The 15,993-nt window shown below is 65.9% G+C and carries 11 protein-coding genes and 1 tRNA gene; 8 read left to right on the forward strand and 4 right to left on the reverse strand.

Annotated features, from left to right (window positions below; all coding sequences use genetic code 11):
- Positions 1-1,494, reverse strand: a complete 1,494-nt coding sequence (gene lysA, locus ACJJV6_RS00275) for a diaminopimelate decarboxylase (RefSeq protein WP_354175349.1) — start codon at positions 1,492-1,494, stop codon at positions 1-3.
- 5 nt (positions 1,495-1,499) lie between these two features.
- On the reverse strand, positions 1,500-3,164 hold the full coding sequence (gene argS, locus ACJJV6_RS00280) for an arginine--tRNA ligase (RefSeq protein ID WP_407709644.1): 1,665 nt from the start codon (positions 3,162-3,164) through the stop codon (positions 1,500-1,502).
- Positions 3,165-3,354: 190 nt separating this feature from the next.
- Here argS and ACJJV6_RS00285 point away from each other — a divergent pair, with 190 nt between their 5' ends.
- From ACJJV6_RS00285 to ACJJV6_RS00300, 4 genes are all read left to right on the forward strand, one after another.
- Positions 3,355-3,828, forward strand: coding sequence for a hypothetical protein (locus ACJJV6_RS00285; protein WP_407709645.1), 474 nt, complete (start codon positions 3,355-3,357; stop codon positions 3,826-3,828).
- Positions 3,829-3,831: 3 nt separating this feature from the next.
- The gene (locus ACJJV6_RS00290; protein ID WP_407709646.1) at positions 3,832-4,704 is read left to right on the forward strand and encodes an FAD:protein FMN transferase; all 873 of its coding nucleotides are present in this window, start codon (positions 3,832-3,834) and stop codon (positions 4,702-4,704) included.
- The gene (locus ACJJV6_RS00295) at positions 4,701-6,245 is read left to right on the forward strand and encodes a ferredoxin--NADP reductase (protein WP_407709647.1); all 1,545 of its coding nucleotides are present in this window, start codon (positions 4,701-4,703) and stop codon (positions 6,243-6,245) included. Before ACJJV6_RS00290 ends, ACJJV6_RS00295 begins: the two co-directional genes overlap by 4 nt.
- Positions 6,246-6,367: 122 nt before the next feature.
- A tRNA-Arg gene (locus tag ACJJV6_RS00300) sits at positions 6,368-6,443 on the forward strand.
- A 166-nt stretch (positions 6,444-6,609) separates the two neighbouring features.
- On the opposite strand, the gene ACJJV6_RS00305 is transcribed toward ACJJV6_RS00300, so the two are convergent.
- Positions 6,610-8,739, reverse strand: coding sequence for a DUF222 domain-containing protein (locus tag ACJJV6_RS00305; protein ID WP_407709648.1), 2,130 nt, complete (start codon positions 8,737-8,739; stop codon positions 6,610-6,612).
- A gap of 444 nt (positions 8,740-9,183) precedes the next feature.
- Here ACJJV6_RS00305 and ACJJV6_RS00310 point away from each other — a divergent pair, with 444 nt between their 5' ends.
- Entirely contained in the window at positions 9,184-10,236 is a 1,053-nt protein-coding gene (locus tag ACJJV6_RS00310) for a M4 family metallopeptidase (protein WP_407709649.1), read from the forward strand.
- A 60-nt stretch (positions 10,237-10,296) separates the two neighbouring features.
- Positions 10,297-10,632: a protealysin inhibitor emfourin gene (locus ACJJV6_RS00315; RefSeq protein WP_009356892.1), complete on the forward strand. Its 336-nt coding sequence runs from the start codon at positions 10,297-10,299 to the stop codon at positions 10,630-10,632.
- A gap of 50 nt (positions 10,633-10,682) precedes the next feature.
- On the opposite strand, the gene ACJJV6_RS00320 is transcribed toward ACJJV6_RS00315, so the two are convergent.
- Complete coding sequence (locus tag ACJJV6_RS00320) at positions 10,683-11,651, reverse strand: GlxA family transcriptional regulator (protein WP_009356891.1); 969 nt, start codon at positions 11,649-11,651, stop codon at positions 10,683-10,685.
- An 81-nt stretch (positions 11,652-11,732) separates the two neighbouring features.
- Between ACJJV6_RS00320 and ACJJV6_RS00325 the strand changes: the two genes are divergently transcribed.
- Together ACJJV6_RS00325 and hrpA are read left to right on the forward strand one after the other, a co-directional pair.
- Complete coding sequence (locus tag ACJJV6_RS00325) at positions 11,733-11,900, forward strand: hypothetical protein (RefSeq protein ID WP_009356890.1); 168 nt, start codon at positions 11,733-11,735, stop codon at positions 11,898-11,900.
- 79 nt (positions 11,901-11,979) lie between these two features.
- Positions 11,980-15,987 carry an ATP-dependent RNA helicase HrpA gene (hrpA, locus tag ACJJV6_RS00330; protein WP_407709650.1) on the forward strand — a complete coding sequence of 1,336 codons (4,008 nt, stop codon included), beginning with the start codon at positions 11,980-11,982 and terminating at the stop codon, positions 15,985-15,987.
- The last annotated feature ends 6 nt before the right edge of the window (positions 15,988-15,993 follow it).

Genomic DNA, 15,993 nt, shown 5'->3' on the forward strand with positions numbered 1-15,993 from the left:
TCAGGCTCCCATGTCGCGGTTCAGCAGATCTTCTTCGGTTTCCCCGCGGACAATCAGCCGGGCAGATCCGTCGCGCACCGCGACTACGCCCGGCCGGGCCAGATAGTTGTAGTTGCTTGAGAGGGCCCAGCAGTAGGCGCCGGTTCCCGGTACAGCAAGCAGATCACCGGCTGCCACGTCCTCGGGCAGATATACATCTCTAACAACTATGTCGCCGCTCTCGCAATGTTTGCCCACTACGCGGGACAGCTGCGGCGCCGCCGTGGAAGTGCGCGAGGCCAGAATCGCCGAGTAATCCGCGTCGTAGAGCACCGGACGGGCGTTGTCGCTCATGCCGCCGTCCACCGACACATAGCGGCGCGGATACGTAACGTTGTTACCGTCCTCACCTGCGCCGGAGCCGGCCGGCGCGTCGACGCGCACCGTCTTCAGCGTCCCCACTTCATAAAGCGTGAAGGTGGTGCTGCCCACGATGGCGCGGCCGGGTTCGATCGAGATGCGCGGCGAGGCGATGCCCAGTTCCGCGCAGGTGGAACGCACGACGGCGGCCATCGCTTCCGCGATCTCGGCTGCGGGGCGGGGGGTGTCCACCGGGGTGTAGGCGATGCCGTAGCCGCCGCCGAGGTCAAGCTCGGGCATAACGATGGAGTACTTTTCCTGCATGGCTGCCAGGAAGCGCAGCAGCTTCTCCGCTGCCAGGGCGAAGCCGTCCGGCTCGAAAATCTGCGAGCCAATGTGGCAGTGCAGGCCCAGGAGTTCGATGCCGGGGTGGGCCGAAGCGGCAGCCACCGCTTCCTCCGCCGCGGACAGGCCGGCCTGGTCGGTGGTGTCCGCCGCCATGGAGAGGCCGAACTTCTGGTCCTCATGGGCGGTGGCGATGAATTCATGGGTGTGGGCGTGGACACCCGGCGTGAGCCGCAGCATCACCTTTGCCTGTTCCCCGCGGACCCGGGCGATATCGCCCACCCGCACCAGTTCGTCCAGGCTGTCCACCACGATGCGCCCCAGTCCCATGTCCAGGGCACGGTTGATCTCGGCGTCGGACTTGTTGTTGCCGTGCAGGGCCACACGCTCCCCCGCGATGCCCGCGCGGGCAGCGACAGCCAGTTCGCCGCCTGAAGCGGTATCCAGCCGCAGGCCTTCTTCCTCAACCCACTTCACCACGGCGGTGCAGAGGAAGGACTTTCCGGCGTAGTAGACATCCACGCCGCCGCAGATCTCCGCGAAGGCGGCATCAAAGGAGTCCTTGAAAGCACGCGCCCGGGCACGGAAGTCCGCCTCGTCCATTACGAACAGGGGCGTGCCGAACTGTTCTTTCAGTTCCTGGACGGTGACGCCACCAACGGTGAGGGACCCGGCGTCGTTCCGTTCCACGCTGCCCGCCCACATTGGTTCCTGCAGGGCGTTGAGGTCGGCCGGAACGGCCAGCCAGCCGGGTGCCAGGGGGGATGCGGCGTTTCCGGTGTGCGCGGTTGTTTCAGCTTTCACGCTCATGGTGCTCACATCCGTTCCGGCGCGGAAACGCCAAGCAGGTCAAGGCCGTTGGCCAGCACCTGGCTGGTGGCATCGTTGAGCCACAGCCGGGTGCGGTTGACATCGGTCACGGGGTCGTCGCCCATGGGCGCCATGCGGCAGGCGTCGTACCAGCGGTGGTAGGCGCCGGCGATGATCTCGAGGTGCCGCGCCACGCGGTGCGGTTCGCGCAGTTCCGCGGCCTTGGCCACCACGGAAGGGTAGCTGCCCAGGTACGCGAGCAGCTCGTTTTCCGTGGGGTGGTCCAGCAGCGAGGCGTCGAAGCGGTCTTCGCCGTCCACTGTGCGCTCCACTCCCGCTGCCACGGCGTTCCGTGCTGCGCCGCGCGAGCGTGCGTGGGCGTACTGGACGTAGAACACCGGGTTCTCGTTGCTGTGCTTCTTCAGCAGCTCGGGGTCCAGGGTCAACGGCGAGTCTGCAGGGAAGCGTGCCAGCGAGTACCGCACGGCGTCCTTGCCCAGCCAGTCGATCAGGTCCTTGAGCTCGATGATGTTGCCGGCACGCTTGGAGAGCTTGGCGCCATTAACGGACACCAGCTGGCCGATCAGCACCTCGATGTTCTTCTCAGGGTCGTCGCCGGCCGCCGCCGCGATGGCCTTCAGCCGGTTGATGTAGCCGTGGTGGTCGGCGCCGAGCAGGTAGATCTTCTCGGTGAAGCCGCGGTCCTTCTTCGAGAGGTAGTACGCGGCGTCCGCGGCAAAGTAGGTGGGCTCGCCGTTGGCGCGGATCATCACCCGGTCCTTGTCGTCACCGAAGTCCGTGGTCCGCAGCCAGACGGCACCGCCGTCGTCGAACACGTGGCCCTGCTCGCGTAGGCGCGCCACGGCACTTTCGATAGCGCCGGCGTCGTGCAGTTCCTGCTCCGAGAAGAACACGTCGAACTCGACGCCGAAGTCTGCCAGCGTGGCCTTGATGTCCTTCATCTGTGCCTCGTACGCGGCGGCGCGGATGACGGGAAGCGCGGCAACTTCCGTGAGTTCGCGGATGTCCGGATGCGCGGTGAGGACCTCGTGGCCGAGGTCGGCGATGTACTGGCCGGGGTATCCGCCCTCGGGCACGGGGAGGCCGTGCAGCCGCGAGTAGACAGACTTGGCGAAGGTGTTCATCTGCGAACCGGCGTCGTTGATGTAGTACTCGGCCGTGACGTCGGCGCCCGATGCCCGGAGCACACGCGCGATGGAATCGCCCAGGGCGGCCCAGCGGGTATGGCCGATGTGGAGGGGGCCGGTGGGGTTCGCCGAAACGAATTCCATGTTCACGGTGCGGCCTGCGAGCGCGGAGTTGGTTCCGTAGTGCGGGCCCGCTTCGACAATCACCTTTGCAAGGGCGCCGGCGGTGGCAGCGTCAACGGTGATGTTCAGGAACCCGGGGCCGGCGATGTCCACGGCCGAGACGCCGTCGATCGACTTCAGCCGGGCACTGAGGATCGTGGCGAATTCCCGCGGGTTCGTGCCTGCCTGCTTGGCCAGTTGCAGGGCGATGTTGGTTGCCCAGTCGCCGTGTTCCCGGTTCTTGGGTCGCTCCACGCGCACCTCATCAGGCACAGCTGATGCTGAAAGGGCAATGTCACCGGCGGCAACGGCGTCTTTCAGGCAGGCGGATATGGCGAGGGAGAGTTCTTCGGGAGTCACCCCTCTAGCCTACCGGGGGCCAGTGACAGCAAAGAATTTTGCGCGCCCTCCAGGGGACGGCCTTACACAGGACGGTCACAAGGAAAACCCAAATACGGCACAGGGTTGAACCAATAGGCTGGATCCAGCGTTGACATCAGCGTAACCACCGCTTGAACTCCGTGATCCCTATGACGAAACGAGAGCCTTGATGAGACCCTCCGTACGCAGGAGCGTTTACGCCGGTATTGCCGGCCTGTCCCTTGCGGGAACCGTGGCAGGCTGTGCGCCGTCCGCTACCGACACGGCTCCGGCCACCACCGGCGGGAACGCCGCCGGAACCACCGCCGCACCATCGCCCAACACGTCCTCCCTGGCCGGCAGCGGCTCCACCTACAAGGACGGCACCTACAGCGCGGACGGAAACTACGTCTCGCCCAACGGTACCGAGACAGTGGGCGTCCAGCTGTCCCTCGCTTCGGGCACGGTGACGGATGTCCAGATCACCCAACACCCTTCCAACCCCAATACGCGCAAGTTCCAGGGCGAGTTTGCCGGCGGCATCGCGGCGCAGGTAGTGGGCAAGAACATCGACGAGCTCAATGTTTCGAAGGTGGCAGGCTCCTCACTCACCAGCGGCGGCTTCAACCAGGCAGTGGAGCAGATCAAGTCGGAAGCCCGGTAGCCGGTGCCGGGAGGGGACGTGGAGGGCATATCGTTCGAAGGCATCGGGACTCAGTGGGAAATTTCTTCGCCCCTTCCGCTTGCGCCGTCCCTGACGGAGCGCATCCTTGCCAGGGTTGAAAAGTTCGACGCCGACTGGTCCCGTTTCCGTGGCGATTCCCTGGTAAGTGCAATGGCACGGACACCTGGCCGCTACGACTTTCCGGACGAGGCCGGACAACTCGGGAAGCTGTACCGGACCCTCTACGGAATCTCGGCCGGGACCATGACTCCCCTGATCGGCGCCAGCCTGGAGCGGCTGGGATATGACGCTGCGTACTCGCTGCAGCCGGCCGGCTCCCCGCTGCCCGCTCCGGCCTGGGACGACGTCCTGGACTGGAATGGAACGTCCATCACCACCAGCGCTCCGGTGGTGCTGGATATAGGCGCCGCCGGGAAGGGGCTGCTGGTGGATCTGCTGGCCGCCGAACTGGAAGCGGCGGGGGTTGACGCCTACGTCATCGATGGCAGCGGTGATCTCCTGGCACGGGGCCCGTCCGCCGTACCGGTGGCCTTGGAGCATCCGTACAATCCGGTCCAGGCGATTGGTGTGGTCCGGCTGGCTAGGCGTGCACTGTGCGCTTCCGCCGCCAACCGGCGGGCCTGGGGTGATGGGCTGCACCACGTGCTGGACGGAACAACCGGCAGGCCGGTGCAGACCGCCGTCGCGACCTGGGCCCTGGCGGAGACGGCCGTCCTTGCCGACGCGCTGGCCACGGCGCTCTTTTTTGTTCCCGGCGCACAGCTCCAGGAATCGTTCGATTTCTCCTGGCTGACGGTGTATTCCGACGGCAGCGCGGGCTATTCCGAAGAATTTGAAGGGACACTGTTCACATGAGCCCCGTCGGGACCCCCCAGGCCGGTTCTTCCGCATCTGCCACGGGGCGCATGGATACCCTGCTTGGCCGGTTCACCATGTACCGGCTCATCCTCCTGGTATTGGCAGCCCTTGCCGTGTACAGCCTGCTGCTTGAGGTCCTGGGCTGGCTGACCTTCGGCATCCCGGAGATGCTGGCCCACCTGGCTTTGTGCCTGGCCCTGAACTACGCCTCCAACCGGGCCCTGGCGGCGCTGTTCCGGGTACGGCCGCACTCGGAATCGTCGCTGATTACCGGGCTGCTGCTCTACTTCCTTTTCTGGCCGTCCTTCCAGACTTTGGACGTGGCGGGGGTTGCCGTGGCCTGCGTGCTGGCATCCGCGTCGAAGTACGCCCTTGCCTGGCGCGGCCGGCACATCTTCAACCCCGCGGCCGCCGGAGCCTTCGTCACCGGCCTTACCGGGCTCAATATCGCCACGTGGTGGGCGGCGACGCCAGCCATGCTGTGGCTGCTGGTCCCCGGAGTGCTGCTGGTCCTTTACCGGACCAGGAAAGTCCTGATGGCCACAGTATTCACCCTCGTAGCGACGAGCATCATCACCTTTGAGCTGCTCCGCGCCGGCATGACTGCAGGGATGGGCATCTACCAGGCACTAGCGCAGCGGCCGGTGCTCTTCTTCGTCGGCTTCATGCTGACCGAGCCCCTGACGCTGCCGCCCCGGCGGTGGCAGCAGCTGGCGCTGGCCGCCGTTGTCGGCGTTGTGTTCGCGGTCCCCTACAACCTCGGATTTATCGCGAATTCTCCCGAAGCCGCGTTGCTGCTGGGCAACTTCCTCGCCTTTCTGCTGGGCCAGCGGGGCGGCGTCAGGCTGCGGTTCGCAGGAAGCCGGAGGCTGACTCCGAGCACCACAGAGTTCTCGTTCGAGCCTGCCCGGCCGGTGCGTTTCCTTCCGGGGCAGTACATGGAGCTTGACCTGCCGCACGCCAAGTCCGACGGTAAGGGACGACGGCGGGTGTTCAGCCTGACAGGTTCACCTGCGGAACGCCTGGTGAAATTCGGCATCCGGACCGCCGAGCCATTGTCCGCGGCCAAAAGGGTGCTGCTGGCGCTGAAGCCCGGCGATGAGCTGACGGCCACCTCGGTGGGCGGTGACTTTGTCCTCCCCCGCGACCCCCGCAAACCCGTGCTGCTCATTGCCGCCGGCATCGGCATTACGCCTTTCCTCTCACACCTGGGCTCGGGAGGGCTCCGGGAACGCGACGCCGTCCTTCTCCTTCTTGCCAGGAGCGCCGACGAGATCGCCTACGCTGACGAACTTCGCGCTGCGGGCATCCGGGTCCTCGTACGGCTGGCGGACGGTTCTAACCCCCCGGTGGATTTCGGAGCTGTTCCGGCCGGAGCTTCCCGGCTGGACCACGAAGGATTGAAGGCCCTTGTTCCGGACATTCATAGCCGTGAAGTGTATGTCTCCGGTTCGCCCGCCAGCGTTGCCGCACTCCGCCGTGCCGCCCGGAAAGCAGGGGCCCGGCGCGTGCACGTGGACTCGTTCTCCGGGTACTGATGCGACGGTTCCGTGTGCTCCCGGCCCGTTGGCAACGCCGGATCAGGATCGGTTTTCCCTTGGAGCCCACCTTCCTGCTAAGCTCTAGGACGTCCCGCCGGGAACGGCAGGAAATCCGGATTGCCCTCGTAGCTCAGGGGATAGAGCGTCTGCCTCCGGAGCAGAAGGCCGTAGGTTCGAATCCTACCGAGGGCACCAGCCGAAAGCGGCCCGGTCACTGACCGGGCCGCTTTCGTTTTCCCGGGTTGTTTTCCGGGTTTGTTTTACGAATTTGTTTTCCGGTTTGTTTTTCCGGGCAGTCCGGCAGCGGGGACCTCGTCGTTTGCCCGGGTCAGTACACAACGTTGTTTGCCGCCCGTGGTTATTACAGGTGGCTCAATGCTGCTTCTTCAGCCTCCAGCCACAGCAGCCAATCCGGGACCGGAAATTGTGCTGGATCGAATTCGAGCAATTCAGGATCATCCGGGAAGCCCGTGTCACCAAAGATGTCTGGGTCCGGCACATCCGCGTCTGTAATTTCGATGTCACCCCATTCCAACCACGGCGGACAGACCAAGTCTTCGCCTGCTTCCGGCATACCGGCCGCAGCTGCTGCGGGATAGTGCTCGTCCGGAGCATCAGACAGAACCATTACGTGTTCATCAGTGGCAGCAGCGGGCGAGCGCTTCGTAGCGGCAGACCAGCCCGCCACGGAGTCACCAGGTGCTGCGCCGTCAGTCAGCAGGGCAGCCAGGGCGGGCGGCAGCTGTGGTGGTTCCCAGCCTGGTTGTTCGGCGGGGTAGGTGCGGCCGGTGGGTGAGGTCCAGCAGGGCGGTTCGGTTTCTGTTGCGTGTGTGGGTGTCCAGCCGCTGTTGTGCTTCAGGCGGTGGTGCTTCGGGCAGAGCTGTGCCAGGTTGCTGATCCCGGTGGTGCCGCCTTGTTTCCAGGCTTGGAGGTGGTCGGCTTCGTTGTCGAGGGCGTTGTTGTTGCAGCCGGGGAAGGTGCATTTGCCGTCCCGAAGGGTGAGGGCTTGTCGCATGGCTTTGGTGAGCCGGTAGCTGGTGCGGCCGATTTCGAGGGGTGCTCCGTCGCGCGGGTCGATGAGGACGCGGGTGAAGGAGTTGGCTCCGTCGGTGAGGAGTTTGCGGGCCATGGATGCGGGGATGGGGCCGTAGCCGTCGAGGGTGGCCGGTTCGTCGGTTAGGCCGAGCAGGGCGAACACGGGGACGGTGACCAGCACGTCGGCGCGGGGTGTGGGGAGTTTCCCGGCTTCGGGGCTGGTTGCGGCAGGGCCCGCGGTGTTGGTGCTGGTTCCTGCCTGGCCGGTGCTGTTGTCCTGGGTGCCGGGGTTACTGGCTGCGTCGATGTGATCGTTGGTTTCGAGGTGAGTGCTGTCCGGGATGCCGAGGTCCGCAGTTAGCTCGTCGGACCCGAAGAGCGTGGCGAGCCCGAGGAATTCATCAGGGAACTGGTCCCCGGCAACGCGTTGAACCTCATCGCCGGTGTCAGGACGGCCGCTGCCGTCGCCGGCTGCAGGCGTGCTGGTGCCGGGTTGGCTGCCGCGTTGTCCGCCGGTGCCTTCCGTGTCCCCGCCGCCGGCCGGGGAGGCCATGCTCGGACCGGAGCCGGAGCCGGAGCCGGAGCCGGTGCCGGTGCCGGCGTCTGTGGTGGTAGTTATGGCTTGGGCGGGGGCGAGGAGGCGGCGGGCGACTTCATCGGCCCTGATCTGGGTGAGGGTTCGGGTTTCGTTGGGGCCTTGCAGTCCGCGGGCGATGGCCGTGGTTTTGTTCCAGGCCGCCAACGCGCAGTCTGCCCGCATATAGATCGCGAACCAGGCCATGCCGTCGCGGTCGGGGGTGAATTCGACCCGCCGGTCGGCTGCGGACTTCGCGTGGCGTTTCTCGATGGATTCGGGGTGGTGGCGTTCGCGCCAGGCCCGCACTTTCGACCTTAACCGTGAAGGCACCAGCTGCCCAGCCGGACGGCCCCGCGCAGGATTCGGCGCGTCCGGGTCCAGAAAATGATCCGCCAAAGCGACGGCGGCGGGATAGTCCAGGTTCTCGGTTTCGTCGGCGATGATCCTGGCGCCCTGCCACGACAAGGACCCGGTGGACAGTGCCCCGTACACGGAGGGGAGGGAACAGACCCGCCGGGCCTGGGTGACGAACGCCCCCGCGGCGCCGGAGCTGATGGTCAGGATCCCGGCGATCTCCTCGACAACCGAGATCTCGCGGAAGGTCCGTTCTTGCAGCCTGGCGTCCGGAGGAGTCATCGCATTCTGAAGCTCGACGGCTTCGGCCGCGTCCCGGGCCTTCAATGCGGCGATCTGGGCTTCAAGCCGCGCCACCACACCCAGCCGTTCCAGGCGGAGTTCGTAAGCACGCTGCAAGACGTCTGGCCCTGTGCCGTCGACGACATTTCGCAACTGCGCGTCATCACGGAACAACGCGTTGAGGGCCGTGACAGAGGCATGAATGCCCGCCACCTCCGCTGCCGTCAACACGCCGTTTCCCATACCAGAATCATCGCGGGAGGGTGTGACATTTTGCGCTGGCGCTGGCGCCGCTTCTGAAGACGGAGATGCGGCTGGGACAGCGGGCGGCAGCGCCAATTCCCCGACCCTTCGGCTGCCTTTCCGCATACCAGCAGAATCCACCACGGGACTGACACTCGGCGCTGCGGTCGTTCCATGGGCAAGGGACGTGCTGGCGGGGGCAGGAAAGAGCTCTGAAATGACCGACTTCCCGCTGACGCCGTTTCCCATACCAGAATCATCGCGGGAGGGTGAGACATTCTTCGTGTATCCCGCCCAAGGCGGCGGTAACCAACAAAGCGGCCGGCCGTCGTCGTGCTTCTGTCTGCTGCCGGCCCCCGCGCGAAGCTCCCCGTGCCGCGTGTGCTGGCACCGATTGTCAGAGCCCCCTCGTAGTCTGAAATCACCTAGTTGAGGGGGTACGCCATGCACGTTCCGTTTTGTTCCATCGTCCCGCCTTACCTGCTGCGGCGCCTGGCCCGGCAGGATGCTCCGGAGTATTCTGCGGCCGCCCGGGCTGCCAGGGAGGCCCTTGGCCACGTCGGTTCATTCCAGGCGTCCCGGACCCAGGCCATGCCGGATGTTCCTTCCGGACTGCGCCAGGCCAAGCCGGGTCCGTCCAACCGGACTATCTATGACGCCGAAGGTTCGGAAACCCTGCCGGGACGGCTGGTACGCAAGGAAGGCGAACCCGGAACGGGAGATGCCGCCACCGACGAAGCGTACGAGGGTCTGGGACACACCCACCGCCTCTATGCCAACGTTTTCGGCCGCAACTCCATCGATGGGCAGGGACTGCGGCTGGATGCCACCGTGCACTTCGGCAAGCTCTACGACAACGCCTTCTGGGACGGCACCCAGATGGTCTTCGGCGACGGCGATGGTGAAGTCTTCGGGCGCTTCACGGCATCCTTGAGCGTCATCGGCCACGAACTCGCCCATGGGGTGACCCAGCACTCCGCCGCCCTGGCTTACCGGAACCAGGCCGGCGCCCTGAACGAATCCATGTCGGATGTTTTCGGCGCCCTCGTGGAGCAGTATGTGAAGAACCAGTCCGCTGCCGAGGCCAGCTGGCTGATCGGCGAGGGGCTTTTCACCCCCGGGGTGGAAGGAAGTGCCTTGCGTTCCATGAAGGCACCGGGAACCGCGTACGACGACGATGTGCTGGGTAAGGACCCGCAGCCGGACTCCATGGACTCCTACGTCAGGACCAGCGCGGACAACGGCGGGGTCCACATCAACTCGGGCATTCCCAACCGCGCCTTCTACCTGGTGGCGGAGTCCCTGGGCGGGAACGCCTGGGACTCCCCCGGCCGCATCTGGTACGAAACGCTGACGGGCGGATCCCTGCCGACCACGGCGACCTTCAGCGTCTTCGCGCGGGCCACCGCCGCTGCCGCCGTGGAGCTTTTCGGTTCCGGGTCACAAGAGCATGACGCCGTGCGGCAGGCGTGGGAAACTGTGAAGGTCAAGCTTTAAGGGATGCCTGGTTGCCGGACTTTCAGCCGCCAGGCTGCGTGGAAGCCCAGGAACCAGGCCATGAAAATCAGCGTGGAACGTACCGGTGGGATTGCCGCGATGACGCGGGTGTGGACGGTGGATGCGCGCTCTAAAACGGCAATCAACCAGTGGGAGCCGATCGTCGAAGCCTGTCCGTGGGATGCCGTTCCCCGCACGCCGAGGGCCGCCGCCGAACACTTCGCGGGGAGCCAGCCTGACCGGTTCATCTATTCAATCCGGGCCGGGGACAGGCGGGCGGCCCTGCCTGAGCGGGCAGTGACCGGACCTTGGCGTGTGCTGGTGGACCGGACCCGGGCAGCAGCCCAGGAGTCCGGGGCCGGACAGGGCACTCCTGCCCTGGACAGCAGGGAATAGGCTGCCCAGGCCGCGCTCCCCGCAACGACCTGTCAGGTCGAAGGCGGCAGCTAGCCCACTTCGGCCAGCTGCCCCCGGAATGCCCGGCGGTAGGACTGGGGGCTGGTGTCGAGGACCTTGGCGAAGTGGTGCCGCAGCAGGACCGGATGGCCAAACCCGGCTTCCCGGGCGATCTCGTCGATGTTCAAATCGGTCGATTCCAGCAACTCCTGTGCCCGGATCACCCGCTGCGAGTTGAGCCAGGCCGCTGGTGTGGCGCCCGTTTCCGAACGGAACTTCCTGGCAAAGGTCCTCGGTGACATGTGGACCCGCGCTGCCAACTCGTTGACCGTGTGTTCACGGTCGAGGCTCTGCACCATCCACCGCAGCAGTTCTTCCATGGGCGCCGAGCCGCAGGTGGGCATGGGCCGGTCGATGAACTGGGCCTGGCCGCCGTCGCGGTGCGGCGGGACCACCATGTCCCGGGCAATCGAGGCAGCAACGTTCGCGCCCAACTCCAGCCGTACCAGGTGCAGGCACGCGTCGATTCCTGCAGCGGTTCCGGCAGAGGAAATAATATTGCCGTCCTGCACGTAGAGGACGTTTTCATCCACCTGGACGTCCGGGTAGGCCTCGGCCAGGTCACGGGAAAAATGCCAGTGCGTGGTGCAGCGGCGGCCGTCCAGCAGGCCCGCGCGTGCCAGCGCGAATGCTCCCGAGCAGATCGACATTACCCAGGCCCCCCTGGCGTCAGCGGCCCGGAGGGCAGCGAGCACAGGCTCCGGCATCTCCTGGTCCCGTCCAAAGGGAGCCATGATCACCAGGTCCGCATCTTCAGTGGCTTCCAGCCCATGGCTCACGTTCATGGACAACCCGGACTTCATGGGAACGTTGCCCGGTTCCGGGGTGCAGACCCGGAAATCAAAGGCGGGGACTCCGGCGCCCCGGCCTGACCTGTCGATCCCGAAAACCTCGCAGGCCGTCCCGAACTCGAAGATCGAAAAGTTGGGAACCACTATGACGGCTACCGATTTCAGCATGCTTCCATTGTGGCAGGAATTTTAGCTTTTTGGGCATTTCTGCCACTGTTGAGTGGAAATCCTGAAGAGCAGCATGGAGCCATGGAAATCTTCGCAACGATCACCGTCATCCTGCTCCTTCTCCTCGCTGCCGCCACCATCGCAGCGCTCCTCCGTGACGGACGGGGCCACACCCCTCCCGTCAGCTCGCATGAGGAATGGTCCGCCCTGGACCTGCCCAGCACCAGCTACACCCTCCGGATCTTCTAGCAGGCCCGGCACCACATAAGAACGCCGCAGGCAGTCGAACCGGGGGTGCCGGCCCCGCCGCAGTAGACTGTCTGCAGCCATGACTTTGCATATCTCCTATCCCGCTGAGCTGCCGGTCTCCGAGCGCCGCGAGGACCTGATGGCGGCCATTGCCGCCAACCAGGTGACCATCATTGCCGGCGAGACCGGTTCCGGAAAGACCACCCAGATTCCCAAGATGTGCCTGGAACTCGGCCTCGGCGAGAACGGGCTGATCGGCCACACCCAGCCGCGCCGGCTGGCAGCGCGCACGGTTGCCGAGCGCATCGCCGAGGAACTGGGCGTCGAGATCGGCCAGGAAGTCGGCTTCCAGGTCCGTTTCACCGGCGAGGTCAGCAAGGCCACCAAGGTGAAGCTGATGACGGACGGCATCCTGCTGGCCGAAATCCAGCGGGACAAACTGCTGCGCAGGTACAACGCCATCATTATTGACGAGGCCCATGAGCGCAGCCTCAACATCGACTTCATCCTCGGGTACCTTAAGCGGATCCTGCCGCAGCGCCGGGACCTGAAGGTCATCATCACCTCGGCCACCATCGATCCGGAACGCTTCGCCAAGCACTTCGGTACACCGGAAGAACCCGCGCCCATCATCGAGGTCTCGGGCCGGACCTACCCCGTTGAAATCCGCTACCGCCCCCTGACCCAGCCCAGGGCCGATGACGAAGAAGCCTCCGACGACGAACTCGAGGAGGACCGGGACCCGCTGGACGCCGTGTGCGACGCCGTCGACGAACTGGCCGGTGAGGCGCCCGGGGACATCCTGGTCTTCTTCTCCGGCGAGCGCGAGATCCGGGATGCGGCGGACGCCCTCCACGCCCGTATCCAGTCCAACCGCCGGCTTGCAGGCACCGAAGTGCTTCCGCTCTTCGCGCGCCTGAGCCTGCAGGAACAGCACAAGGTCTTCCACCCTGGCAGCAGGCGCCGGATTGTGCTGGCCACCAACGTGGCGGAGACGTCGCTCACCGTGCCGGGCATCAAGTACGTCATTGACACCGGAACGGCCCGCATCTCCCGGTATTCGCACCGCACCAAGGTCCAGCGGCTACCCATCGAACGCGTCTCGCAGGCATCGGCGAACCAGCGCTCCGGGCGCTGCGGCCGTGTTTCTGACGGTATCGCCATCCGCCTGTATTCGGAGGAGGACTTTGAGTCCCGGCCGCAGTTCACGGATCCGGAGATCCTGCGGACCAACCTCGCCGCGGTCATCCTGCAGATGACCGCCATGGGCGTGGCCCGCGGCCCCAAGGACGTGGAGGACTTCCCGTTCGTCGAGCCCCCCGAAACCCGGGCAATCAACGACGGCGTCACGCTGCTCCGCGAACTCGGCGCCCTGGCTGCCCCGAAGCCGCAAAACGCCGAAGGTAACGGCAGGAGCGGCAGCGGCCTCACCGCCGTCGGGCAGAAACTTGCCCAGCTGCCCGTGGACCCCCGGCTGGGCCGGATGATCGTGGAAGCCGGGAAGCGCAACTGCGTCCGGGAAGTCATGATCCTGGCCGCGGCGCTAACCATCCAGGATCCGCGCGAGCGTCCCACGGACAAGCAGCAGCTGGCGGCCGAGAAGCACAACCGGTTCAAGGACGAGAACTCGGACTTCACCGGCTACCTGAATCTCTGGAACTACCTGCAGGAGAAGCAGCAGGAGTTGTCCTCGTCCGCGTTCCGCCGCCTGTGCCGCAGCGAGTTCATCAACTACCTGCGGGTGCGGGAGTGGCAGGACCTCTTCGCCCAGCTGCGCCAGCTGGCCCGTCCGCTCGGCATCAGCCTGGACAACAAACGCCTGGCGGACCCGGTGGGCAACCATGACGGGATCCACATCAGCCTGCTGTCCGGGCTCCTGAGCCACATCGGCATCCTCGATGAGCGCAAGCGCGAGTACGCCGGAGCCCGCGGCAGCCGGTTCGCGATCTTCCCGGGGTCCGCCCTGTTCAAGAAGTCCCCCACGTTCGTCATGGCCGCCGAACTGGTGGAGACGAGCCGCCTCTGGGCGCGCGTGGCAGCCAAGTTCGATCCCGTCTGGGCGGAGCAGGTGGCCCCGGACCTGGTGAAGCGCAGCTACAGTGAGCCGCACTGGTCCACCCGCCAGGGTGCGGTGATGGCCTACGAGAAGGTCACGCTCTACGGCGTGCCCATCATCGCCCAGCGGCGCATCAATTACGGCCGGGTGGATCCGGTGGTTGCCCGTGAGCTCTTCATCCGGCACGCCTTGGTGGAAGGCGATTGGCGCACGCACCACAAGTTCTTCCACCGCAACCGGGCGCTCCTGCAGGAGGTGGAGGAGCTCGAGGCCAGGATGCGCCGCCGGGACCTGCTGGTGGATGACGAGACCCTGTTCGAGTTCTACGATGCCCGGATTGGCCCGGACGTGGTGTCGGAGCGTCACTTCGACAAATGGTGGAAAGAGGCCCGGAGAGCGAACCCGGACCTGCTGGACTACGATAAATCGCTCCTGCTGAGCGATGATGCGGATGACCTGGACGAGGCCGCCTTCCCCAAGACCTGGCTGCACAAGGGCTTTGAGCTGCCGCTGAGCTACGAGTTCCATCCGGTGGCCCCGGGGTCCCCGCCCAATCCGTCCGACGGCGTCACGGCGGAAGTGCCCGTCCTGTTCCTCAACCAGCTGGACGACGCCCCGTTCCGCTGGCTGATTCCGGGCCAGCGCGTGGAACTGGTGACGGCGCTGATCAAGTCGCTGCCCAAGCAGATCCGGAAGAATTTCGTTCCGGCACCGGACGTTGCCCGGCAGGCCGTGGCCGTCCTGGAATCGGACTTCGATCCCGCCACCGACGAGCTGGAACCGTCACTGGAGCTGGCCCTTCGCCGGATCCGCGGCGCCATCATCCCGCCCGGGTCCTGGAACTGGGACGCCGTGCCCCCGCACCTGCGCGTCAGCTTCAAGGTGGTGGACAGCAAGGGCAAGGTCCTGGACGAGGGCAAGGATCTCGCCGCGCTCCAGGAACGGCTCGCACCCGCAACCCGGCGAGCGATTGCCGAGTCGCTCGGCGCCACCCCTGCAACGACGGGTCCCGGGAATGCAATGGCCGGGGGCCAGGGGCCGGACAAAGCCAAGGGCCCGGGCCGAGGTAAAGGAGAGGGCAGAGGCAATGCGGACGACGGCGGCACGTCCCAGGTGCCCACACCCGGCGCGGGAAGTACGGCTTCCGCCCCTGCCGGATTCCGGGAGCAGGACGGCCTGACGGAGTGGAGCTTCGGTAGCGTCCCCCGGGAAGTCAGCAGCATGGTGAAGGGACACACCGTCACCGGGTACCCCGCACTCGTGGACCAGGGCACCTCCGTCTCGCTCCGGGTTTTCCAGACACCCGAGGAACAGCTCGACGCCATGCGCGGCGGCGTCATCAGGATGCTGGCCCTGCGGGTTCCGTCGCCGGACCGCTACGTGCTGGAGCACTTGAGCAACACGGAGAAGCTGACCTTCAGCCAGAACCCGCACGGCTCGGTGTCAGCGCTGATTGCCGACTGCGCCCTCGCGGGCATCGACAAGCTCACCCCGGCGGAGCTGCCCTGGGACCGGCAGGCCTTCGACGCCCTCTACGAGGTGGTGCGGGCGGAACTGATTGACACCGTATTCAGCGTGACTGCCGTCGTGGAAAGGATCCTGGCCGCCACCCGGCGCATCGAAAAGCAGCTGAAGGGAACCACCAGCCTGGCCCTGATCAGTGCGCTCAATGACATCAGGAGCCAGCTGGAGCAACTGGTGTACCCCGGTTTTGTGGCACGCACGGGCTACGCCCAGCTCAGCCAGCTGCCACGGTACCTCACTGCCATAGAAAAGCGCCTGGAACGGCTGCCGGGCAACGTGCAGCGGGACGGACTCAACATGGCAGTGGTGCAGCGGCTGGAGGACGACTACGACGATGCGGCGGCAGCCCTGCTTCCCGGACGGCGCGCCGGCCGGGAGTTAACCCAGGTGCGCTGGATGATCGAGGAGCTGCGGGTGAGCCTTTTCGCCGTCGAGCTTGGAACGGCGTACTCGGTGTCCGAAAAGCGCATCCGCACGGTACTCAACAAGGCCCTGGCGCCGGCCTGAAGACCT

The organism is Arthrobacter nitrophenolicus, assembly GCF_045833485.1.
Lineage (GTDB): Bacteria > Actinomycetota > Actinomycetes > Actinomycetales > Micrococcaceae > Arthrobacter > Arthrobacter nitrophenolicus.